This window comes from Natrinema hispanicum, assembly GCF_900111485.1.
GTDB lineage: Archaea > Halobacteriota > Halobacteria > Halobacteriales > Natrialbaceae > Natrinema > Natrinema hispanicum_A.
The window spans coordinates 151490-173840 of the sequence record NZ_FOIC01000002.1; the positions used below are offsets into that span (position 1 = coordinate 151490).

Here is a 22351-nt window from a genome sequence, read left to right on the forward strand (position 1 = left end):
CGAACTCGCGGTCACGCGATGTCGACGCGAGTAAACCACAGCTGGGCAGCGACGAAGAGGGCGACGGTCATCGCAACGAGGATTCCCGCGTCGGCGACGTTGTACGTTCCCTCGAGTAAGATCGCGTTTGGATCGTAGTAGCGCATGGGCGCGATCGCGCCGACCGCTTCGGCGTCGGTGCCGGTCAACAGCGACTCCGAGAGAAACAGCGCGAACGTGACGCCGAGAGCGACACGCTGGGCGATCCCCGCCCGATCGAAGCCGACTGACGCGAGCAGCCCGATGCCCGCACAGGCAAACAGATAGGGAATCGAGAGCAGGTGAACCGCGAGGACGTCCGTAGCGGCGAGCGGTTCGTCGATCAGGTGTGCGCCGACGGAGACGACGATCGGTGGCAGGACGTTCGCCCCAACGATCGGGACGGCCATCGCGGCAAAGCGCTCGCCGAGCAGTCGGCGGCGGGAAATCGGCAGCGACAACAGCATGTCCATCCGGCCACGGTCGACGTCGTCGGCGATCGTCCCCGCGGTGCTGTAGGCCAGATACAGACCAAGCAGGATGATCCACCCGAACGTATACAGTTCGAACGAGAGAAAGCCGCCAAGACTCGCCATCGTCTGGACCCCCATCACCTGCACGATCGGCTCCGGATACGCAGCGATGAGCTGATCCAGATCGATCTCGGTCTTGAACGATGGATACACCCAGATAACCATCGCAGCGAGCAGGGACAGGCCAACCGAGAGATAGAGACTGCCACGAACCCGATGGCGGGCGTCGTAGCGTGTCAGCTCAAACATCGTCGTCACCCCCTGTGCCCCCGGCAACTACACGAGTTTCCCTGTCGCTGTCAGCGTCATTATCCATTTCCTCGCCATCGTAAAACCGCATGAAAACCTCCTCGAGCGGCGCTTCCTCGAGCGACAGATCGAGAAGTCGGTACTGGCGAAGCCGCTCAAGCAGGTCGTTGACGTCGCCAGTAAACGTAAATACGTACTCGGTCCCGCCGTTCGGCCCCGCGCTGGCGTCGGCCTCGAGGCCGTGGATGCCATCGATCTCGAACGCCTGTTTCGGGATGGACTCGGCGGCATGGATACGGACGAACTTGCCGCTTCTGTCGAGTAACGACTCGACCGGCTCGACCGTAACGAGTCGGCCATCGCGGATGATACCGACGCGGTCGCACAGCTTTCGGACCTCGCTCAAGATGTGCGAGGAGAAAAACACCGTCAGCCCTCGGTCCCGTTCGGCCCGGACGAACTCGTTAAATCGCTGTTGTAACAGTGGATCGAGGCCGCTGGTCGGTTCGTCCAAGATCACCAGGTCGGGATCGTGCATAAACGTCGCGACGAGGCCGAGTTTCTGGACGTTGCCCCGCGAATACTCCCGGACCTCCCGGTCGAGTGGCGGATCGAACAGCTCGAGTAACTCCTCGCTTCGCGCGTCGCCTTTGATAGAGGCGTGCAACTCGAGGGCTTCTCGGCCGGTTGCCGTCTCGTCGAACGCCGGATTGTCAGGGAGATAGCCAAGTCGGCGCTTGGCCTCGAGCAGTTGTCCCTCGTCGGTGATCGCCTGCCCCAGCACCCGCGCCGTTCCAGCAGTCGGTGACAGCAAGCCCAGTAGCGTCCGGATCGTCGTCGTCTTCCCCGCCCCGTTCGGGCCGAGATAGCCAAAAATCTCGCCGCGCTCGACATCGAACGTGACGTCGTCGTTGGCGAGGACCTCGCCGTACTCTTTCGTCAACCCCTCGAGTTCGATCGCGGCCATACGACCACTTGATGAGAGAACTACAAGACAATAGTGGCGCTTCTCACTGCGTTACGGAACGCGGCCAACCGTGACGTGAAACGGCACCGATTCCTCGCGGCGATACTCGCGGGTCTGCATCTGTTCGATCACGTCTCGTCCCATCTCGCGCCACGCTCTTCGGAGCTCATCGTACTCGCGTTCGGTCAGCGATCCAGACAGCATCGTCGTCCGGTCATCAGCCAGTCCATCGCCGGTCGCTTTCCGGCGGGCGGCCCGTAACGCGGCGTCGCTGTATGGCGGTTCGACCGTCCGCACGTGGTCGTACCGCCGAGTTGCGAGCACCTCGAGACCGGCGTCCTCGAACGCCTCACTGGCGTCGGCCCCGAGTGCCACGTCCGTAGGTGCGCCCTCGAGATAGGCCCGCCGGGCGCAGCGCTCGAGGGCGTCTTCGACGTCGACGCTCGAGTCGACCTCGACTGCAGCGTTGTCGGGTTCGACGGCCGCGACGAGGTCCGTCGAGACGCGGGCGAACTCGGTCAGCGCGGCTGCAGGTTCGGGCAGGTTGATCAGCAAGGCCTGACAGACGACGAGATCGAATGCGCCGTCGGGAAACGGTAACTGGTAGGCGTCGCCGGCGGCGACGGGGAGGTACTCGGCGGCGGCTGCGAGCAGTTCGGGATCAGCGTCACAGCCGATCACCTCGCCGGGCGACTCCGCTGCGAGGATGCGGCTCAACTCGCCAGTTCCACAGCCCACGTCCAGAATCCGGTCGCGAGAGTCGAGATTCAGTGGCTCGAGTGCATCGCGAGAATCGTCCCACATCCCTTCACGGGTCCGGCTGAGGTAGTCTTCGGAGAACTCGCGCACGGCCCACGGTAGCGCCGTCTCGAGTAAAAGCGAGTCGATCCGGTCTTCCTACTCGTCGTCGCGCAGGTCTTTGACTTTCTGGATGTTCCACGCGAAGCCCCGGCCGTCTTCGGTTGGGGTTTCGAGCGCGAAGGGCAGATCGCGCAACTCAGGATGGTTCACGATCGCCTTCATACCGTCCTCGCCGATATAGCCCTCGCCGATGAGAGCATGTTCGTCCTTGTGAGTGCCCACGTCGTGTTTCGAGTCGTTGAGGTGGATGTACTCGAGGTACTCCAGGCCGACCACGTCGTCAAACCGGCCGACGGTCTCGTCGACGGCCTCGGGCGTGGTGAGGTCGTTGCCCGCGACGAGCGTGTGGGCCGTGTCGATACAGATGCCGATATCGGTCTCGGTGCGGTCGATGATTCCCGCGAGATGGTCGAACTCGCCGCCGAGTTTGGTACCGCTGCCCGCGTCGGATTCGATCAGGATCTGCACGTCTTCGGGCACCTCGAGATCGTCGATGACGTCGGCAGCGTTGTCCAGTCCACCTTCGACACCCGCGCCCGTGTGTGCGCCGAGGTGGACGTTGACGTACGGCACGCCGAGTTTGTCGGCGGCGTCGAGTTCGGCCTGCATACTCTCCATCGACTTCCGGCGGAGATCTTCTTTTGGCGTACAGAGGTTGACCAGATACGAGGAGTGGATCACCCACGGTCCCTCGAGTTTCGCGTCGCTTTCCTCACGAAAGCCGTCGGCGGCCTCGTCAGAAATCTCGGGCTGGGCCCAGACCTGCGGCGACGTCGTAAAGATCTGGCCGCAGTTCCCACCGAAGTTGACTTGCCGGCAAACGGCGTTGCGGACGTCGTCGTACGGCGGCGTCTCCTCGTCAGAGGAGACACGCGAACCAGAGATCGAAACGTGTGCGCCGACCTTCATCGTCATGGATTCCCGTCAGTACCGGGCCGTGATAGGTACTTCGGAGCGGGTCGAACGGCGGGTCTATGTCATCCCTCGCCGGGATCGAGCACTTCGCGATTGCGAACCCACGCGTCGCTGCCGAACTTCCGGGCGGCCAGTTCGCGAGCGGCTGCGAGCTCGTCATCGCGCCACGTCGAGTCGGTGGCATCAGCCCAGTCACCCAGCGCTCCCGCGACCGCATCGACCGCTGCGTCGCGGTCGATTCCCGTCTCGTCACGAATGCTCGTCACGCGATCGATAAAGGTCGATTCCGCGAGATCGGTATCGAAGACGCCAACGTGGGCCCGGGGCTCGAGGTCGTAACTGATCGACCCGTGCTGGATGACGACGTCGCGCTGGCGGTACTGGGCGTTCCCGCTGATCTTCTGGGCGTCTGCGCCTGCAGCCGCCGACGCCACGATGTCGTGTGCCGGATTGATATCGCGCAAATAACACGATGGCTGATAGATCGATGCCTGTTCGACCGATGCGAAGGCCGCGTCGACGCCCATCCGGTCGAACGCCTCGAGAACCGGCTCACAGAACAGTTCGTAACAGTCCATCAGATCGCCCGGCACCTCGTCGGCGGGGGCAACGATCGTATACGAGATGTCGGCATAGCGGTCGTGGTAGATCCCACCGCCGCCGGTCTGACGACGCGTGACGTCGATACCCTCGCGTTCACAAAAGTCCCAGTCGACGGTGTCGGCGTCCTGTCGATACCCCAGCGAAAGCGTGCTTGGCTCCCACGAATAGACGCGGACAGTCCGCAGGTCGTCTTCGAGTGCCGTTCGCGCGGCGATCTCCTCGAGAGCCATCTGCGTCGCGCCTGTACGGGGCTCGTCCCGGATCAGCCGCCACTCTCGATCGGCAAGCGTCGTCATAGCCGACTAGATGGGGACGATGTGGAAAGCGATTCCGCCCGCCAGAAGTTTTCGTATAGCAATATGTGATACATATAGGGTAGAACGGCGCGAGTCCACCTTGACCCGGCAGTGCCCTGTCGTACGCGAGTGGGTTTGCTCGCCGCACGGAGACCGCGTCACGCCGTTTTTACGTACTGACCGGCTATCGGTCGCTATGGTGCGAAACGTCGCCGGGTTACTTCCGGAACTCGAGGACGAAGACTTCTATCTCCTCTCCGGAGTAGAACAGGGGATGCGCTTTTCGGAGTGGGTCCAGCGGGAAAAGCTCCCGAAGTTCACCAACTTGACCGAAGAAGAGGTCGATTACCGTCTCGAGCGCTGTCTCAAACGTGGATTGATCGAGAAGAAGACGATTCAGTACGAGGGGTATACGCTGCAGTTCGAGGGCTACGATGCCTTGGCGCTGCGGGCGCTCGTCGAACAGGACACGATCACGGAGTTTGGCTCGCCACTGGGCGTCGGCAAGGAAAGCGACGTCTACGAAGTCCGCTCGTACAAGCCGCTGGCCCTGAAATATCACCGCGAGGGCTATACGAACTTCCGGGAGGTCCACAAGGAACGCGATTACACCTCGGACAACAAGCACGTCTCCTGGATGTACACCGCTCGAAAGGCCGCCGAACGCGAGTACGACATTCTCGAGGAACTCTATCCTGACGTCGCGGTTCCACAGCCGATCGGACAGAATCGCCATGCCATCGTCATGGAAAAGATGGACGGCGTCGAACTCTCACGAACCCGACTCGAGGACGAGCAGGTGCTCGGGGTTCTCGATCTGCTCGTCTCCGAAATCGATCGCGCGTACGCACATGGGTACGTCCATGCGGACATGAGCGAGTACAACGTCTTCGTCAACGAGGCGGGCGTGACGGTCTTCGACTGGCCGCAGGCGGTCCCGACGGATCACGAAAACGCCGACGAATTCCTCCGGCGTGACCTGACGAACGTCGTGGGCTACTTCCGCCGCAAGTACCCCCAGCACGTACCCGACGACCTCCCCACCGACGAGGTGGCCGACGCGATCACCGCCGATTCGTTCGAAACGGTTACCGAGTTCGTGTAACGACCAGCTGTTCGTCACTGTCGTTTGGGTGCGGTAGGACCGATGTAGACACTAGTCTCACACTCGAGGTGGTGACTCACGGTATCGCTGTCCAGCAGGGTGGCAGCCACTGGTTTCGCCATCAACAGCGACGGCCCAGTTGACCGAGCTCGAGTCGAGAGCATCAGTCCCGACAGAGGCTTTTCTGAGCGAATTCCGCGGTAGCGGGCTCGAGACGTCTCGTAAACGCCACGCAGAAGAATCCGATAGCGTATCGGCTATATTGTATATCGCTATATAAAATTAGACTCTTGAGGGGGTGTCGTCCGAGTACACTTCGGCGGACAAGAACCGACATTCGTCCGGCATTCGGTCAACTCGAGCGACGATCGGTCACCATAGTGGAACTACTGACGTACGTCACACTCACTGACTCCGGTGGATGCTTGAATTAATCAGTCTCGCATCCGTAGCATCACATATGAGTGCTAGCACAACACACGAACTCGACGGCGTCGGCGTGTGGGGCGGTGGCGTTACGGGCGGGCTAGTCGCCGGGATCGCCATGGGTCTGGTGCTTCACTTCGGCGGAGACCAGATCGAACTGCTCGGCGGCCTCGCAGTTGACCCTGAGCTCGCAGTCGGTGCTGGCTGGGCGATCCACCTGATGATCAGCATCGCGTTCGGGCTGGTGTTCGCCACCCTCGTCTCGAGGCCGGCAGTCCAGCAACTGGTGACCGATTTCAGCGACTACATCATCGCAGGGCTCGTCTTCGGTGCCGTCATCGGCCTCTTTGCCGGGGGCGTCCTGTTCCCGTTCGCGATGGAACGTGTCGGCGTGGCCACGTTGCCAATGCCGTTTCTCCCGGTTCCGGGGCTCACAGCGGAGCTATTCGGTGCACTCCTGTTTGGATTCGGCCACCTCGTATACGGGCTGGTGCTTGGGGCCGTCTTCGCGACGATCAACGGCATCGCGCCGAGCGGCGTCCGCGAGCACGTTCCGGTGCGGTAGCGCGCTCGCGGAGTTCGAAGCGCTTATACTCGAGAGTTGGATAGATCCGGTAGACTCGCTGGTTCGCGGGCATCAGCGGGCACCTGCACGGTACTGGGCCGCAGGTCGGGATGTGATCCGCGGGGCATGTGCCCCGGTCGGGATTGAACCAGGAAACGCCCGCGGGTGAATACGATGGCAAAAAGCTTCTATTCCCACATCAAGGACGCATGGAAAGACCCCGACGACGGTAAACTCGGGGAGCTGCAGTGGCAGCGCAAACAGGAGTGGCGCAAGCAGGGCGCGATCGAGCGGATCGACCGCCCAACGCGACTCGACAAGGCGCGCGAACTCGGCTACAAGGCCAAACAGGGCATCGTCATGACCCGTGTGTCGGTCCGCAAAGGGACCGCCCGGAAGGAACGGTTCACGGCCGGTCGGCGCTCGAAGCGCCAGGGTGTCAACCGCATCGGGCGGCGCAAGAACATCCAGCGCATCGGCGAAGAGCGCGTCTCCCGAAAGTACCCCAACCTGCGCGTGCTCAACAGCTACTGGGTCGGTGAAGACGGCTCGCAGAAGTGGTTCGAAGTGATCCTCGTCGATCCGAACCATCCCGCGATCGAGAACGACGACGATCTCAACTGGATCTGCAGCGACGACCACACCAACCGCGCGTTCCGCGGGCTCACCAACGCCGGCACGGCAAACCGTGGGCTCAACAACCGCGGTAAAGGTGCCGAGAAGGTCCGCCCGTCCAACACCGGCGGCCAGGGCCGCGCGAAGTAACACGCGACCAGCCGATTTCACGCCGATTTTTCGCGACTCGAGGCGAGAGCGACTGCTCGAGACAATCGTTGCCGACCGCCGTCTCGACGGGTAGTTCCCGCCGGCTCGAGGCGAGAGATGGACTTATTCCATGGGCCGACATACCGTCGCGTATGGCACGGCACGTTCTCGTGGCAGTTGACGACTCGGCGCAGTCGACCGACGCACTCGAGTTCGCTTGCGAGGAGTATTCAGACGCGACGATCACCGCCCTCTACGTGCTCGACCCGGGTGACTTCTACGCAGTGAGCGGCGTCGAAGGAACGGCGATGGCAAATTACGACGAGATACAGCGCCACCACGAGGAACGCGCCGAGGAGATCTTAGAAGCGGCTCGCGAGCAGGCCGCCGAGCACGACGTCGAACTCGAGACGGACCACGTCGTCGGCAGCGTCTCGCGATCGATCGTCGACTATGCCGACGACAACGATGTCGACCACGTCGTCGTCGGGAGCCACGGCCGGACCGGGGCAAGCCGGATTCTCCTCGGCAGCGTCGCCGAGACGGTGGCTCGCCGGTCGCCGGTGCCGGTGACGATCGTTCGGTGACTGAGACCGGCTGCTGTCCCGATTTCCCGGTCGGACCGGAGGGCGGTCGCGGTCCCACTGGCACTGACTGCTTATAGCCAGTATGATAGTTAGTATTCGGTATCGATCACGGTCAGCGACCGCTACTGCTGGTCGAAAAGAACGGCAAGAAGCAGCGACGTCGCGGCGATCAGGCCGAGACAGTCTGACTTTCCTGTTCGGACTCGCTCGAGCGCATGTCCAGATCGGCCCGCAGGGCCTCGATAGCGTCTTCGGGGTCGGTCTCGGAGTTGAAGACCCGGTCGAAGCCCAGTTCGCGGAAGAACTTGCGGGTCTCCTCGAAGTCGTCCTGCCCGACGGCGAGGTTACCGCCGATGTAGGTCGTCACGTCGATGTCAGCATCGGCGATCCGCTGGTGGAAGCCCTCGCAGTCCTGTTTCGCGTGGCCGTAGAGTGACGAGACGAGGACAGCCTCGGCGTCGTTGGCGGACGCGGCTTCGACGAAGTCTTCTTGGGAGGTCTGCACCCCGAGGTTGACGACGTCGAATCCGGCTGCCTCCAGTGCCTGTTCCAGGATGGTAATCCCGACAACGTGAGCGTCCGAACCGATCACGCCGAGGATGACTGTCTTCGTCATGTGCGTACCACCACAAACTGCGGGCACCACCATAAACCTAATGATTAATAATGTGGCACTGGTTCACATGGTCCCCACACGAGAGTTACACGCAAGCAGCCGTAGACGAGGCGCTCGGCGGGAGATGCTGGTGATTATGATTCCCCCTCGAGTGGGAGAGACTATCCGAGAGAACCAGCCGACCGGAAATCAGACGGTTGTGAGCGCGCCGACCGGTGCGTCGGTGTGGTTGCGGGCACGCCGAATCCCATCTTCGCCGGCTGCGATGAGTGCGAAGACGCCGGCAACGTCGGCCTCGGCGGTGTGAGCAATGTCGAGCAGGAGTTCCTGGGTCTCGCCCGATCGGATGAGGTCGTCGACGACGAGCACCGACTCGCCGGGATCGATCGCGGAAGCGGGCAGATAGTAGGTGAGTTCGATCCCCGACTGCAGGCGCTGGCGGGCTTCGATGAACTCCTCGACGGCGGTCTCCTTGCGTTTTTTCGCGTAGGCACAGCGGACGCCGTAATAGCTCGCGAGCGCGGCCGCAAGCGTGATCCCGTCGGTCGCGGCGGTGAGCACGACGTCGGGACGCTCGAAGTTGAAGCCATTGGCCACGACCGGCGCAGCCAGATCGAGAAACGGCTGGTCGAAGACGGTCGCGGAGTTGTCGACGTACCCATCGTCGTCGACGCGAATGCGTGCATCGAGTTCCTCGGCCAACGCCTCCCGGCCGAGATCCTCGACGACCTCGCGCGCGCGATCAGTTCCGGGCAGGACGTGCCCGTTTACGTACCGGTTGAGATCGCCCGCTGGAAGCCCCGTTGTCTCGGCGAGCTCGTCATAGGTCCGCGTTTCCTTCAACATCCGCAACACGTCGACGGCCCGCAGCTGGAGGGCTGCCTTCTCGGCTCTGTTCATACAGATATGCACGATTCCGCAACTATGGGTATTTCGGTCCGATTTAATCGCTGAATCTGCACATCTATGTAGTCCCTTCAAGCCGAGACCGTCGTTATCTAGTCGTCGAAACACTCGACTCGAGCGCCGTCAACCGCGAAAAACGTGTCGTCCGGTCGCTATTGCAGGAAGTCAGGCTCCGTCCGCTGCTCGTCGCGTTCGGCCTCGAGGTGTGCGCGGAACTCGTCGATTTCGACGTCGTACTCCTGATCCTCGAAGCGGTCACGCACCGAGATGTTCCCGTCTTCTTCCTCGTTGTCGCCGACGATGATCTGGTAGGGCACGCGGTCGTCGTGGGCCGCGCGGATCTTGCGCTCGAGCGTGGAGTCGCGGTCGTCGACCTCGACGCGGAAGTCATCGAACTCATTTGCGACCTGATAGGCGTAGCCGAGGTTTGCGTCGGAGATCGGCAGCACGCGGACCTGCTCGGGTGCAAGCCACAGCGGGAACCGGCCCTCGTAGTGCTCGATGAGCATCATGAAGAACCGCTCGTAGCTGCCATAGAGTGCGCGGTGGATCATGACCGGGCGGTGTTCCTCGTTGTCCTCGCCGACGTAGTTCAGATCGAACCGCTCGGGCATGTTGAAGTCCAGTTGCACCGTGGGGCCGTCCCACGAGCGACCGATGGCGTCCTCGAACGCAAAGTCGATCTTCGGCCCGTAGAACGCTCCGTCGCCCTCCTCGATCTCGTACTCGTGACCGTGGGCCTCGAGCACGCTCTCGAGTTGCTCCTCGGCGCGCTCCCAGATCTCGTCGGAGCCAACCGACTTCTCGGGGCGGGTTGCCAGCGCCATCTCGTAGTCGAGGTCGAACGTCTCGAGGACGTCCGTGATCATGTCCATGATCTCTTCGACTTCGTGTTTGATCTGGTCGGGGCGGATGAACAGGTGGCCGTCGTCGATCGTAAAGGCCCAGACCCGCGAGAGTCCCGAGAGTTCACCGCGCTGCTCCTTACGATAGACTTTGCCGTTCTCGGCGTACCGAATCGGCAGATCGCGGTAGCTCCAGGAGTGATCTTGGAAGATGGCGGCGTGGCCGGGGCAGTTCATCGGCTTTAGGCCGAACTCGTCGTCGCCGACGTCGAAGATGAACATGTCATCCTGGTAGTTCTCGTAGTGGCCCGACCGGTGCCAGAGGTCCGTCTTGAAGACGTGGGGCGTCTCGACGTAGTCGTAGCCTGCCTCCTTGTTCAGCGTCTCGACGAAGTCCTCGAGTTCTTTCAGAACCGTCTTCCCGGCGGGGTGATACAGCGGCAGCCCGGGGCCGGTGACGTCCTGAATCGAGAACAGATCCATTTCGTTGCCGATCCGACGGTGGTCGCGTTTCTCGGCTTCCTGCTTGCGCTCTAAGAAGTCCTCGAGATCGCTTTCGTCCTCGAAGGCCGTCCCGTAAATCCGGGTCTGCATCGTGTTGTCCTCGTCGCCGCGCCAGTACGCGCCGGCGATCTCGAGCAGTTCGATCGCGCCGATCTCACCCGTCGAATCGACGTGCGGGCCAGCACAGAGGTCCTCCCACTCGCCCTGTCTGTAGAACGTGACCGTCTCGTCTTCCTCGGCGAGTTCCTCGAGGAGTTCGAGCTTGTAGGGTTCGTCGGCCAGTCGCTCCTCGGCGTCTTCGATCGAAACCTCCTCGCGCTCTATCTCGTAGTCCGCCTCGATGATTTCTTCCATCTCAGCCTCGAGGTTGGCGAGGTCGTCCTCGTCGACATCGAGGTTGTCGAAGTCGTAGTAAAAGCCCTCGTCCGTCGGCGGGCCGATCGCGAGTTTGACTTCGTCCTCGTCGTACAGCCGTTCGACGGCCTGCGCGAGACAGTGGGCCGCGGAGTGGCGCATCACGCGCAGATATTCGTCGGACTGGTCCGTGATGATCTCGAGTTCCGCGCCGTCGTAGGCCGGCTGCTCTTTGGCAACGAGGTCGCCGTCAAGTTTGCCGGCGACCGTGTCGCTACCGAGGCCGGGGCCGATCTCGTAGGCACAATCCTCGACCGTCGCATCGGCGTCGACCTCGAGTTCCGATCCGTCGGGCAGTACGACCGCTATCTGCTGCTGTGAATCTGATTCTGACATGGCTGTGGATGTGGTGAAAATCCCGGTGGCGTGTCCGCGCCGTCTCCCGCACACTGGTCGACCGGAGCCGACACAATACACGGTAGGTGGGAATTAAAAGCGGGCAAACGCCCCTGTAAAGCGGACACCTACCATCGTGGCTACGCGTAGTCTCGAGCGGGATAAAAGCATTGTGATGGGGCGTCACCGGCCGAACGGTTTTCGCTCTGGGTCGGCTACGTCACGTCGTGGGCTTCGATCCACCGGCGGACGACGATCCGCTCGAGGACCCGTTCGCGGATGATCCACTCGAAGATCCGTTCGGGAGCGATCCGTTCGAGGACCCGATCGGAGGCGGAGACAGTGACGACGACGATCTCGAGCAGACGTTCAGCGAGATTTTACGATCGACGCTGCTCGCGTTCGTCGTCGTCGCGGTGCTCGTTCACGCCGGCCTCTTCGGCGCGAGCCTCGGCGTGATGCTGATCGGATTCCGGAGCCAGTGGGTCGGCGGCGGTGCGCTCGCGATCGGCGGGACCCTCACGCTGGTCGTCGCTGTCGTGGTGTACCGTCGGTACAGTGCCCGCACGTGAGTCACAATGCGGTGACCGCAGTGACTCAGTCGTTAGTCCCGATCGGCCAGCAGCTCCTCGGCGGTGACGAGCGCCTCCATCTCGACGTCCGCGTCTTCGACGTTCTCGCGGCCGCCTTCCTGTCGATCGACGACGACCAGCGCGCGCTCGACGGTCGCGCCAGCGTCACGGAGCGCCTCGATCGCGTCGACGAGACTCGTTCCCGTGGTCACGATGTCCTCGAGGACGACGACTTCCTCGCCCTCCTCGAGCCGGCCCTCGACCAAGTTCGCGGTGCCGTAGTCCTTGCGCTGCTTGCGCGCGATGACGTAGGGGACGTCGGCCGCGACGCTCGTCGCGGCAGCAAGCGGGACGCCGCCCAGCGCGACGCCGCCGAGTTTGTCGTCATCGGCGAGTCGCTCGGCGAAGGCCTCGGCGATCAACTCGAGACAGCCCGGATCTGTCTCGAAGAGGTACTTGTCGACGTAGTACTCGCTGGTGCCGCCGTGGGAGAGTTCGAATTCGCCGAACTGAACGGCGTCGGCCCCACGTAGGGCGTCGATGAGCGCTTGGTTCGTCATTACTCGAGAACGCGGCCCGGACTGAAATAAGCGGTGTGAAACGGGACGCCGAACGCGCGCGTAGTAATACTTTACCAGGGTTCGTTCTTCAGCCCGAGCTTGTACGCGATCACGTTCGTCGTCACGTGCAGAATCGGCGTCAGGACGACGACGACGAGGATGACCTCGAGCGTAAACCACGTTTGGAACCACTCAGTCGCCAGCAGCGCGGTCAGCGGCAAGGAGACGACGACGAAATCCAGCTGGTCGAGCCCGGGAAACATCGCGCCGCGCTGGCGGCCGCTCCGGCGCTTGAGAAACGAGGCGAGGATGTCGCCGAGCATCGCACCGCCAGCCAGACCGAGCGCCGCGAGGGGCTCGAAACTCGGGACGGCAAAGCCAAGCGCGTCGCTTGCGGTCGGCTCGATGACGGTCAGGACGGCCGCGAGTGCAACGCCCGCGAGGGTTCCCATCGCCGTCCCGCGCCACGTCTTTCCGTCGCCGAGCACGCGCCTGTCGCCCCACGTTCGACCGCCATCGATGGGCCGACCGCCGCCGGCTAACACCGCGGCGTTGTTGGGGACGTAGGCGGGCAACATCGCCCAGAACGCGATCACGATAGTCTCGAGTATTGCCATATCCGGCGGGACGAACCGACGTGTCTTAACCGCCGGTGGTTCGACGGGACGAGAGCCGGGTCAGGAATCGAACGACGTGACTGCTGCTTGCCCGTTGACGACGGACGTCGTAGGGTTGTAAACAGTATCCGTTACTAATGTACACGAAAAATTTTTAGCACTTCTGGTAGACTCCTTTTGGAGAGGGGTTGTTAGCATGCCACGAGAGCAGATTTTCGACGAGGCCGAGTACGAGCGTCGGGTCGCTCGGACCAAAGACCGGCTGCGCGAGGCGGATCTCGACGCGATCGTCGTCGCCGATCCAGCGAACATGAACTATCTGACGGGCTATGACGGCTGGTCGTTTTACGTCCACCAGGCCGTCGTGGTCACGCTCGAGCGCGATGAGCCCGTCTGGATCGGCCGTGGGATGGATGGAAACGGCGCACGCGCGACGACACACCTTTCGGAGGCGAGCATTCGGACCTACAGCGACGACCACGTCCACTCGCCACATGACCTCCATCCGATGGACTACGTCGCGGGCGTTCTCGAGGAACTCGGCGTCGACGACGGCCGGATCGGCCTCGAGATGGACGCCGCCTACTTCACGGCGAAGTCCTACACCCGACTGCAGCAGAACCTCCCCGACGCCGCGTTCGAGGACGCGACGCTGCTGGTCGGCTGGGTCCGAATCAAGAAATCAGACCAGGAACTCGCGTACATGCGCGAGGCCGCTCGTATCTCCGAGCACGCGATGCAAGCGGGGCTCGACGCCATCGAAGAAGGCATCCCGGAGTACGAGGCCGCGGCTGCGATCTACGACGCGCTCATTACCGGCACCGAGGCGTACGGCGGCGACTACCCGTCGATCGTCCCGCTGATGCCCTCGGGCGAGCACACCGGGACGCCACATCTGACGTGGACTGACCGTCCCTTCGAGGACGGCGATCCCGTCATCATCGAACTCTCGGGCTGTCGTCACCGGTATCACTCGCCGCTGGCACGCACGACGTTCGTCGGCGATCCGCCGGCGGAACTCGTAGAAACCGCCGAGGTCGTCGTCGAAGGACTCGAGGCAGCGCTCGACGCCGCCGAACCCGGTGTCACCTGCGAGGCAGTCGAGAGCGCGTGGCGCGAGACCATCGCCCAGTACGGCCTCGAGAAGGAGGATCGGATCGGCTACTCGATGGGGCTTGGCTACCCGCCGGACTGGGGCGAACACACCGCGAGCCTGCGCCCGGGCGATGACACGGTGCTCGAGGAGGACATGACGTTTCACATGATTCCGGGCATCTGGACCGACGAACTCGGCGTCGAGATCAGCGAGACGTTTCACGTCACGGCAACCGGTGCCGAGACGCTGGCCGAATTTCCGCGACAACTGTTTACGACCTAACGTCGTCAGTTATCACGCCCATGAGCACGACCACTCCCCCGGACGAGACGGAATCGGACGAGCGCGACTCGGCGCTGGTCACCGCGCGCCGGCAGTTAGAGCGCGCGGCGGCCCATGTCGACGTCGACCCCGGTGTCGTCGAGCGGCTGAAACACCCGACGCGGGTCCAGCAGGTGTCGGTGCCCCTAGAGCGCGAGGACGGTTCCGTCGAGGTCTTCACCGGCTACCGGGCCCAGCACGACGACGTTCGCGGCCCCTACAAGGGCGGGCTTCGGTACCACCCGGAGGTGACTGCCGAGGAGTGTATCGGCCTCTCGATGTGGATGACCTGGAAGTGTGCCGTGTTGGACCTGCCCTTCGGCGGCGGAAAAGGCGGTATCGCCGTCGATCCCAAGTCGTTGAGCGACGACGAGACCGAACGGCTCACCCGCCGGTTCGCCGAGGAACTGCGCAATATGGTCGGGCCGACGAAAGACGTTCCTGCACCGGATATGGGCACCGACGCCCAGACGATGGCCTGGTTCATGGACGCCTACTCGATGCAACAGGGCGAAACCATCCCCGGCGTCGTCACCGGCAAGCCACCGGTCATCGGCGGCTCCTACGGTCGCGAGGAAGCCCCCGGTCGGTCGACCGCGATCATCGCCCGTGAAGCCGTCGACCACTACGATCGTAACCTCTCGAGCACCACCGTCGCCGTTCAGGGCTTTGGCAGCGTCGGGGCCAACGCAGCCCGCCTGCTCGAGGACTGGGGCGCGACCGTCGTCGCTGTCAGCGACGTCAACGGCGCGATTTACGACCCCGACGGGATCGATGTCAACGCGATCCCGTCCCACGACGAGGAGCCGGAAGCCGTCACGAGCTACGCGACCGACCTCGCCGACGGAGACAGCGCTCGCCGACTCTCGAACGCGGGCCTGCTCGAGCTCGACGTCGACGTGTTGATCCCGGCTGCCGTCGGCAACGTCATCACCGCCGACAACGCCGACGCGATCGCGGCCGACATCGTCGTCGAGGGCGCGAACGGCCCGACGACGTTCGCCGCTGACGCCATCTTAGAGGAGCGAGACATCCCAGTCGTGCCGGATATCCTCGCGAACGCGGGTGGCGTGACGGTGAGCTACTTCGAGTGGCTGCAGGACATCAACCGCCGCCAGTGGACGCTCGAGCGTGTCAACAGGGAACTCGAGGAACACATGCTCGATGCCTGGACCGACGTCCGTGCGGAGGTCGAAGACGGCGGGTTGACGTGGCGCGATGCCGCGTATGTGGTGGCGCTGTCCCGGGTGGCCGAGGCAAAAGAGACCCGCGGGCTTTGGCCGTAACCGACCGCGACACGCGCCCCGCGCAGGTCCCTGTCATGAACTGTTGAAAAGGAAAGGGCTCATGTCCCATCAGGGGTATGATCGAATAATGGCGTCGTGGAAACGAGTATTCGCGAGCGGGCTGATCCTCATCGGGCCGATACTCGTTACGCTGTACGTCGTGTATCGGGCCTATGCGATCGTAGCGGGGATCACGCCGACGGCCGTGGTCGATGCACAGGCCTTGCAGGGCGTCATCGACAACGAGCCGACTCGGGTGGCTATCGCCCACGTCCTTCGGCTTGCGATCTCGCTGACCGTCTTCGTGCTAGTGACGATTGGAATCGGCACCCTGACCCGGACGACGGTCGGTGACCTCTTCGCCCGCGGTGTCGACGGCGTCGCGAACCGCCTTCCGGGGCTCCGGGTCGTCTACAACGCGTCGAAGATCGCCGCCGAAACCACGATCGGCGAAGAGCAGGCCCTTCAGGAACCCGTCAGAGTCGAGAGTTGGGACGGGAAGGAGCTACCGGCGTTCAAGACCGGACACACGACCAGCGACGGCCGAACAGTGCTTTTCATTCCGACGGCACCGAACATCTCCTCCGGATTCGTCGTCGAAGCCGAGGACGACCGCATTACTGAAACGGACGAGCGCGTCGACGAGGTGCTCGCGCGGGTCCTGAGCGGCGGGTTCGGTGAGTCGACGCATCCACAACTGGCCACCCAGTCGGACCGAGCCGAGACGCCCGACGAGGAGTAATCGGCCACACCGACCTCAGCTCGAGTCGGGCCGGGCAACAGCGTTCTCGAGGTCACCGCCGGTCTCGAGTGCCTCGACGTTGTGCGCGACGATGTCGGCCAACCGATCCCAGTGCTTTGGCGTGTGCCCGCCGGTGTGTGGAGTGATGAGGCAGTTCTCGAGGTCCCACAGCGGGTGATCGGCCGGTAGCGGTTCGGGATCGGTCACGTCGAGGGCGGCCCCGCGGATGCTCTCGACCTGCAGCGCCGAGACGAGCGCGTCGGTGTCAATGATCCCACCGCGGGCTGCGTTGACAACGACTGCGTTCGGGGGAAGCGTCGCCAGTTCTTCTTCGCCGACGAGCCCGCGAGTCAGGTCGTTTAGCGGACAGGCGAGGACGACGTAGTCGCTGCGGGAAAACGCCTCGTGGATATCGGCCTCGTCGAAGCCACGCACCTCGTCGGTCGGGCCACCCTTGGACGGCGTATACCGGATGCCGATCGTCTCGACCTCGAACCCCTCGAGGCGCTGAACGATTTCCTGCCCGATCGAGCCGAGGCCGACGATCGTGACGGTGCTGTCGGTGAACTCGAACGACTGGAAGTGTCGCCACTCGCCGTTTCGCTTGCGTCGCCAGCCCTCGTGGAGGCGGCGCGCGAACACGAGCATGTTGGCGATCGTCTGCTCGGCGATGCCGGGCGCGTGGATCCCGCCGGCGTTCGTGACGGCGACGCCGTGGTCGGCCAGCGCGTCCACTGGCACGTGGTCCGTGCCGGCGAAGGTACACGCGAACAGCTCGAGCCGGTCGGCACGCTCGAGGAGGGGCGGCTCGATCGTGATGCCGGTCACGACCCGGGCCTGCGGGACCAGTTCGCGCTCCGCGTCGGGCGTCCGTGCAAGCGCGACGGTGTGGTCGGGAAGCCGCTCGCGCAGCGTATCGGCGTACGATTCCATCGACAGTCCTTCCGTCCCCTCTCGCAGAACAACGATGTCTGGATTCGTGTGCATGTGGATCGTGTTCACGTCATCGCGACGCGTTATCCGACGATTGTCAGCAGCTGACTTATCCTTTTTGTGTACCCATCGTAAACGACAATTGTGTATAGTTAAGATGATGGCCCACGTCATTGGTTTACATGAGCAAGCCAGTGCGCAATCGCCTCGTTTCCATTCGACGGCGGCTCCACCGCCACCCCGAACCCGCGTGGCGCGAGTTTACAACCACCGCCCGGCTCGTCGACGAAATCCGGGCCATCGGTGTGGATGAACTCGCAGTCGGCCCCGACGCCTACGATCCTGCCGATCGGATGGCCGTTCCCGACGCCGACCTCGAGCCGTGGCTCGAACGCGCCCGCGAGCGAGGTGTCGACGAGGATCTGCTCGAGCAGCTGGCCGGCGGCACCACTGGCGCGGTCGCCGTCGTAGAGCGCGGTGAGGGACCGGCGATCGGCCTACGCGTCGACATCGACGGCCTATTCATCGAGGAATCGACCGACGGGGAACATGTCCCTGCTGCCGAAGACTTTCGCTCGGAGATCGACGGCACGATGCACGCCTGCGGCCACGACGCCCACATGACCTGGGGGCTGGCCGCGCTCGAGGCGATCGCAGAGAGCGACTTTTCCGGCCGCTTGGTCGTCTTCTTCCAGCCCGCCGAGGAGACCGGCGGGGGCGGTTCTCCGATGGCGAAAAGCGAGTACGCCGCGGGGCTGGACTACCTGCTCGCGGTCCACGTTGGCCTCGACCACCCGACCGGCGAGGTCGTCGCGGGCATCGAAAAGCCGCTAGCGATGTGTCACGTCGACGCGACGATCGAAGGGACGTCCGCACACGCGGGCAAAGCACCCAACGAGGGGGCCAACGCCATGCACGCGATGGGGACAGCGATCGAGAGCGCCTACGGCATTCCCCGCCACGCCGATGGGATGACCCGCGTGAACATCGGCAAGGCCGAGGCTGGCACCGCGAGCAACGTCATCGCCGAGCGCGCCCATATGGAAGCCGAAGCCCGCGGCGAGACCACCGAACTGATGGCATACATGAAACGGCGGCTTGAGCGCACGATCCGATCGGCGGCGGAGCTACACGGTTGTCGGGCCGACGTCGACGTGGTCAGCGAGTCGCCCCGCGCCGATAGCGATCCCGAGCTGCAGCAGATCGTAAGCGAGGTCGCCGGTAGCGTCGACGACGTCGAGCGCGTGCTGCCGGCCGCTGACTTCGGGGCGAGCGAGGACGCGACCTTCCTGATGGAGCGCGTCCAAGACGATGGCGGGCTGGCCTCGTATCTGATCGTCGGCACCGACCACCCGACGAGTCATCACACACCCACCTTCGACGTCGACGAGCGCAGCCTCGCACATGGCGTCGACGTGCTCGTCGAGACGATTCGGGAACTCGAGCGGCGACATCCAGTTCCACGGGAGGACGACGAATGAACGAGGGCGGTGAGACGAGCGAGCGGCCGGTCACCCTGACGGACGTCGAAGACGCTCGAGCGCGCATCGCGGACGTGGTCCATCGGACGCCACTCGATACCTCGCGGACGTTCGCCGACATGAGCAACGCGGCCTCGGTCGGGCTCAAACTCGAGAACGTTCAGCGGACGGGATCCTTCAAGATCCGCGGGGCGTACAACAAAATGGCGCAGCTCTCGCCCGATGAGCGCGAGGCGGGCGTCATCGCCTCGAGCGCGGGTAACCACGCCCAGGGCGTCGCACTGGCCGGCGACCTGCTCGATATCGAGACGACGATCGTCGTCCCCGAGGTCACCCCCGCGGCGAAAATCGAGGCCACCCGCGGCTACGGGGCCGACGTGGTCGTTGAGGGAGACATCTACGAACGCTCCTACGAGTACGCGCTCGAGCGCGCTGCAGAGACCGGCGAGACGTTCGTCCACCCCTTCGATGACGCGGCCATCGTCGCGGGCCAAGGGACGATCGGCCTCGAGTTGCTCGAGCAGTACCCCGACCTCGACACCGTGCTGGTCGCTATCGGCGGTGGCGGACTTATTTCGGGTATCGGGACGGTCCTGAAGGCTGCCGAGAGGGATGTTCGGGTGATCGGGGTTCAGCCAGCGGGAGCCGCCCACGCGAAACCGTCGCTCGCGGCCGGCGAGATCCGCGAACTCCAGAGCGTCGACACCGTCGCGGAGGGGATCGCGGATACGCGCATGCTCGAGACGACCTTCGAAATCGCCCGCGAGGTCGTCGACGACGTAGTGAGCGTGAGCGACCGAGAGATCGCCGCCGCGGTGACCCTGTTGGCCGAACGCGCGAAGACCGTCGCCGAAAGCGCCGGGGCTGCCCCGCTGGCTGCCGCGCTCTCGGACGAGGTAGCGCTCGAAGGTGAGCACGTCGGCGTCGTGATCTCGGGCGGAAACATAAATCTCACCGAGTACGCCGACCTGACGCGGACGGGATTGTGCGAACTCGAGCGCTACGCCGAGGCTCGGCTCGCACTCGAGGGGTGGCCGACGGCCGTCGGTGACGTGGTCGAGGTGGTCGAAGCCGAGGGAGCCGAACTGGACGTTCTCGAGCGCGCGCGTCGAACGGGTGACGACCATCCCAACCGGACGCCGGTCACGATCGGACTCGAGGGAAATGGCCCTGCGCAGCTGAACGGCGTGCTCGAAGCGCTGGCGGAGCTCGAAGGTGTGTTGGTCGTCGAGTGGCCGCTCGAGTGATTGCTGGCCGTGTCCGGCGATCGGTGATCGATTACCGCAGCAGAGATGTCACCAAAACAATTTAAATGACTATCCAACAAATCGGTGTGTGGATCGATCCCTCCTCTATCACGTCTCGCAGATGGTCGTCGGTGGTGGCCTCGTGATGATCGCAGTCTCGAATTTCCTGTCGGGAACTCCCGACGGTGTCAGGTTGTCCATTAGTTCGGTGCTGATGATCGTCGGCGGTGTCGGAATGCTGGTCGGGAACTGCTACCACGTCCTGAATGGGAACGTCGACCGCGTCGAGCTCGGTCCTGTGTCCATCTGGCTCTCTGTGGTGGCAGCGATTCTCATCCTTCTCGCGGGAGTACTGCAACTTCTGCTACTTCTGGGGTAAGCGGCTGCCCTCGCCGCTGGAGGAATTATTGCATGGCGCGTCCCCCTCACTCGAGGTGACGAAGTAACGCGGTGCAGTGAATCAATATCTGTGTATCGCACCAGCGAGCGAACGTCACCGACCGCCACCGAACCGGGTATAGAAACGAAAATCGATTATTAAAAGCAATCCTTACGCGACCGTCGCGCTCGGGCTGGCGGCTTCGATCGCCTCGAGAAAGATCCCCATTCCCAACTCGATCTCGCGCTCGGTCGCATCCAGCGGCGGAAGCAGCCGAATCGTCTTCGTCCCACAGCCAAGGGTCAACAGCCCGCGCTCGAGGGCGGCTTCAACCACGGCGTTCCGACGCTCGGTCGTGTCGAACTCGACGGCGAGCATCAGCCCCTTGCCGCGGACATCCACGACGGTGTCGGGCGCGTCGTCGCGAACGCGTTCTTTTGCTTGCTTGCCGCGCCGAGTCGCGTTGTCAAGCAGGTCATGTTCCTCGATAGCCTCGAGCGTAAACGTACCCATCATCGAGCCCAGCAGGTCGCCGCCGCCGAACGTCGATCCGAGCCGATTCTTCTGGTCGGGGAACACATCGGAACGGGAGATAGTCGCGCCGACGCGTAAGGCCTTCGCGCTGGCGATGATGTCCGGCTCGATCGGGTAGTGATCGGCGGCCCAGATTTCGCCAGTGCGGCCGATCCCGGCCTGAATCTCGTCGACGACCAGCGGGATATCGTACTCGTCGGTGACGTCCGCAATCTCCTGCATGAACACCTCGCTGGGGAACCGGTAGCCGCCGACGCCCTGGATCGGCTCGAGCGTGAGGAACGCGATCTCGTCGGGGTCGATGTGGCCGCCTTCGGGTGCGAGCATGCCCCGGAGCTGTGACTCGCTGCCCGTGAAGAAGCCACAATCGCAGCTATCGGCGTCACAGCCGCGATCGGCACAGAACGGCACCGTCTCGATCCCGCTGATTTCGGGGTAGTGACGCGTATAGACCGATTTGGACTTCGTGATCGACAGCGTCCCGAGGGTGCGGCCGTGGAAACTGCCCGAAAAGGCGATGCCGTACTTCGCGGGCGCGCGGAAGTCGTTCGTGATCTTCATCACGTTCTCCATGGCCTCCGCGCCGGAGTTCGATAGGAAGACCGTGTCCATGCCGTACTGGCTCGAGACATCGGTGAGTTTCTCCATGAGGTGGCTCGAGCCCGGCACTGCCGATTCCTCGGGAGAGGGGCCAGCGCCGAAGTACATGTCCTGGCCCGCGATCTTCAGCGGTTCGACGAGGTCGAACTCGCGGACCTTCCCGAGGACTTTCTCGTTGTTGTAGCCGAGCGGTGCCGCGCCGATGTGACAGGTGAAATCGAGGAGGACGTTCCCGTCGACGTCGGTGACGAACGGGCCGTCGGCCTCCTGGGTCACGTCCCAGACGAACTCGTGTGAGTACTCGCTCGGCGCGGAGTACTCCTGGTGGAAGTTCACCCACTGCTGGGCGTTCGGACCCGGAAGCGCGTCAGCGTCGGGTTCCGCCGTGTCCCTATCCATACACAGTTTATGTGTACAACATACATTAAAACTTGTTATGGGTTGGCGAAGTGAACGGGGCGTGGTCGGCTTC

General features: G+C 63.5%; 23 protein-coding genes. 11 read left to right on the forward strand and 12 right to left on the reverse strand.

The genetic code is table 11. The features are described 5' to 3' along the window. Positions 1 to 11: 11 nt before the first annotated feature. The 5 genes from BSG09_RS02590 to BSG09_RS02610 form a co-directional block, all read right to left on the reverse strand. A complete protein-coding gene (locus tag BSG09_RS02590; RefSeq protein ID WP_092929782.1) occupies positions 12 to 800 on the reverse strand; it encodes an ABC transporter permease subunit in 789 nt (262 codons plus the stop codon). After that, positions 793 to 1767, reverse strand: a complete 975-nt coding sequence (locus BSG09_RS02595) for an ABC transporter ATP-binding protein (RefSeq protein ID WP_092929784.1) — start codon at positions 1765 to 1767, stop codon at positions 793 to 795. Before BSG09_RS02595 ends, BSG09_RS02590 begins: the two co-directional genes overlap by 8 nt. 51 nt (positions 1768 to 1818) lie before the next feature. After that, on the reverse strand, positions 1819 to 2616 hold the full coding sequence (locus BSG09_RS02600) for a class I SAM-dependent methyltransferase (protein WP_092929786.1): 798 nt from the start codon (positions 2614 to 2616) through the stop codon (positions 1819 to 1821). Positions 2617 to 2664: 48 nt separating this feature from the next. Next, the gene (locus BSG09_RS02605) at positions 2665 to 3537 is read right to left on the reverse strand and encodes a deoxyribonuclease IV (protein WP_092930139.1); all 873 of its coding nucleotides are present in this window, start codon (positions 3535 to 3537) and stop codon (positions 2665 to 2667) included. 68 nt (positions 3538 to 3605) lie between these two features. Then, the gene (locus BSG09_RS02610) at positions 3606 to 4442 is read right to left on the reverse strand and encodes a lipoate--protein ligase family protein (protein ID WP_092929788.1); all 837 of its coding nucleotides are present in this window, start codon (positions 4440 to 4442) and stop codon (positions 3606 to 3608) included. A gap of 196 nt (positions 4443 to 4638) precedes the next feature. Here BSG09_RS02610 and BSG09_RS02615 point away from each other — a divergent pair, with 196 nt between their 5' ends. The 4 genes from BSG09_RS02615 to BSG09_RS02630 all read left to right on the forward strand — a co-directional run bounded on the left by BSG09_RS02615 (position 4639) and on the right by BSG09_RS02630 (position 7890). Beyond that, the gene (locus BSG09_RS02615; protein ID WP_092929790.1) at positions 4639 to 5547 is read left to right on the forward strand and encodes a serine/threonine-protein kinase RIO2; all 909 of its coding nucleotides are present in this window, start codon (positions 4639 to 4641) and stop codon (positions 5545 to 5547) included. 460 nt (positions 5548 to 6007) lie between these two features. After that, complete coding sequence (locus tag BSG09_RS02620; RefSeq protein WP_092929792.1) at positions 6008 to 6538, forward strand: hypothetical protein; 531 nt, start codon at positions 6008 to 6010, stop codon at positions 6536 to 6538. A 174-nt stretch (positions 6539 to 6712) separates the two neighbouring features. Next, a complete protein-coding gene (locus BSG09_RS02625; protein ID WP_092929794.1) occupies positions 6713 to 7303 on the forward strand; it encodes a 50S ribosomal protein L15e in 591 nt (196 codons plus the stop codon). Positions 7304 to 7455: 152 nt separating this feature from the next. Further along, on the forward strand, positions 7456 to 7890 hold the full coding sequence (locus tag BSG09_RS02630) for a universal stress protein (protein ID WP_092929796.1): 435 nt from the start codon (positions 7456 to 7458) through the stop codon (positions 7888 to 7890). A gap of 169 nt (positions 7891 to 8059) precedes the next feature. Here BSG09_RS02630 and glmS read toward each other — a convergent pair whose 3' ends face one another. The 3 genes from glmS to thrS all read right to left on the reverse strand — a co-directional run bounded on the left by glmS (position 8060) and on the right by thrS (position 11511). Next, positions 8060 to 8506: a methylaspartate mutase subunit S gene (gene glmS, locus BSG09_RS02635; protein WP_092929798.1), complete on the reverse strand. Its 447-nt coding sequence runs from the start codon at positions 8504 to 8506 to the stop codon at positions 8060 to 8062. A 189-nt stretch (positions 8507 to 8695) separates the two neighbouring features. Then, on the reverse strand, positions 8696 to 9406 hold the full coding sequence (locus BSG09_RS02640; protein WP_092929800.1) for a phosphoribosyltransferase family protein: 711 nt from the start codon (positions 9404 to 9406) through the stop codon (positions 8696 to 8698). 158 nt (positions 9407 to 9564) lie between these two features. After that, entirely contained in the window at positions 9565 to 11511 is a 1947-nt protein-coding gene (gene thrS, locus BSG09_RS02645) for a threonine--tRNA ligase (RefSeq protein WP_092929802.1), read from the reverse strand. A 227-nt stretch (positions 11512 to 11738) separates the two neighbouring features. Here thrS and BSG09_RS02650 point away from each other — a divergent pair, with 227 nt between their 5' ends. Continuing rightward, positions 11739 to 12083, forward strand: a complete 345-nt coding sequence (locus tag BSG09_RS02650) for a DUF7322 domain-containing protein (protein WP_092929804.1) — start codon at positions 11739 to 11741, stop codon at positions 12081 to 12083. 32 nt (positions 12084 to 12115) lie between these two features. Here the strand turns inward: BSG09_RS02650 and pyrE are convergent, their stop codons facing one another. Together pyrE and BSG09_RS02660 are read right to left on the reverse strand one after the other, a co-directional pair. Continuing rightward, positions 12116 to 12643: an orotate phosphoribosyltransferase gene (gene pyrE, locus BSG09_RS02655; protein WP_092929806.1), complete on the reverse strand. Its 528-nt coding sequence runs from the start codon at positions 12641 to 12643 to the stop codon at positions 12116 to 12118. Between the two features lie 71 nt (positions 12644 to 12714). Further along, positions 12715 to 13260 (reverse strand): CDP-2,3-bis-(O-geranylgeranyl)-sn-glycerol synthase, encoded by a 546-nt coding sequence (locus BSG09_RS02660; RefSeq protein ID WP_092929808.1) that lies wholly within the window; start codon positions 13258 to 13260, stop codon positions 12715 to 12717. Positions 13261 to 13456: 196 nt separating this feature from the next. Here BSG09_RS02660 and BSG09_RS02665 point away from each other — a divergent pair, with 196 nt between their 5' ends. The 3 genes from BSG09_RS02665 to BSG09_RS02675 all read left to right on the forward strand — a co-directional run bounded on the left by BSG09_RS02665 (position 13457) and on the right by BSG09_RS02675 (position 16705). After that, complete coding sequence (locus tag BSG09_RS02665) at positions 13457 to 14638, forward strand: M24 family metallopeptidase (protein ID WP_092929810.1); 1182 nt, start codon at positions 13457 to 13459, stop codon at positions 14636 to 14638. A 20-nt stretch (positions 14639 to 14658) separates the two neighbouring features. Next, complete coding sequence (gdhB, locus tag BSG09_RS02670) at positions 14659 to 15963, forward strand: glutamate dehydrogenase GdhB (RefSeq protein WP_092929812.1); 1305 nt, start codon at positions 14659 to 14661, stop codon at positions 15961 to 15963. An 88-nt stretch (positions 15964 to 16051) separates the two neighbouring features. Then, entirely contained in the window at positions 16052 to 16705 is a 654-nt protein-coding gene (locus BSG09_RS02675; protein WP_092929814.1) for a DUF502 domain-containing protein, read from the forward strand. Positions 16706 to 16720: 15 nt separating this feature from the next. Here BSG09_RS02675 and BSG09_RS02680 read toward each other — a convergent pair whose 3' ends face one another. Then, on the reverse strand, positions 16721 to 17692 hold the full coding sequence (locus tag BSG09_RS02680) for a D-2-hydroxyacid dehydrogenase (protein ID WP_092930142.1): 972 nt from the start codon (positions 17690 to 17692) through the stop codon (positions 16721 to 16723). A 128-nt stretch (positions 17693 to 17820) separates the two neighbouring features. Between BSG09_RS02680 and BSG09_RS02685 the strand changes: the two genes are divergently transcribed. From BSG09_RS02685 to BSG09_RS02695, 3 genes are all read left to right on the forward strand, one after another. Beyond that, complete coding sequence (locus tag BSG09_RS02685) at positions 17821 to 19119, forward strand: amidohydrolase (protein ID WP_092929816.1); 1299 nt, start codon at positions 17821 to 17823, stop codon at positions 19117 to 19119. Continuing rightward, the gene (gene ilvA, locus BSG09_RS02690; RefSeq protein WP_092929818.1) at positions 19116 to 20366 is read left to right on the forward strand and encodes a threonine ammonia-lyase; all 1251 of its coding nucleotides are present in this window, start codon (positions 19116 to 19118) and stop codon (positions 20364 to 20366) included. Before BSG09_RS02685 ends, ilvA begins: the two co-directional genes overlap by 4 nt. Before the next feature lie 88 nt (positions 20367 to 20454). Then, a complete protein-coding gene (locus tag BSG09_RS02695) occupies positions 20455 to 20745 on the forward strand; it encodes a hypothetical protein (protein ID WP_092929820.1) in 291 nt (96 codons plus the stop codon). 171 nt (positions 20746 to 20916) lie between these two features. On the opposite strand, the gene BSG09_RS02700 is transcribed toward BSG09_RS02695, so the two are convergent. After that, on the reverse strand, positions 20917 to 22278 hold the full coding sequence (locus BSG09_RS02700) for an aminotransferase class III-fold pyridoxal phosphate-dependent enzyme (RefSeq protein ID WP_092929822.1): 1362 nt from the start codon (positions 22276 to 22278) through the stop codon (positions 20917 to 20919). Positions 22279 to 22351 lie beyond the last annotated feature (73 nt).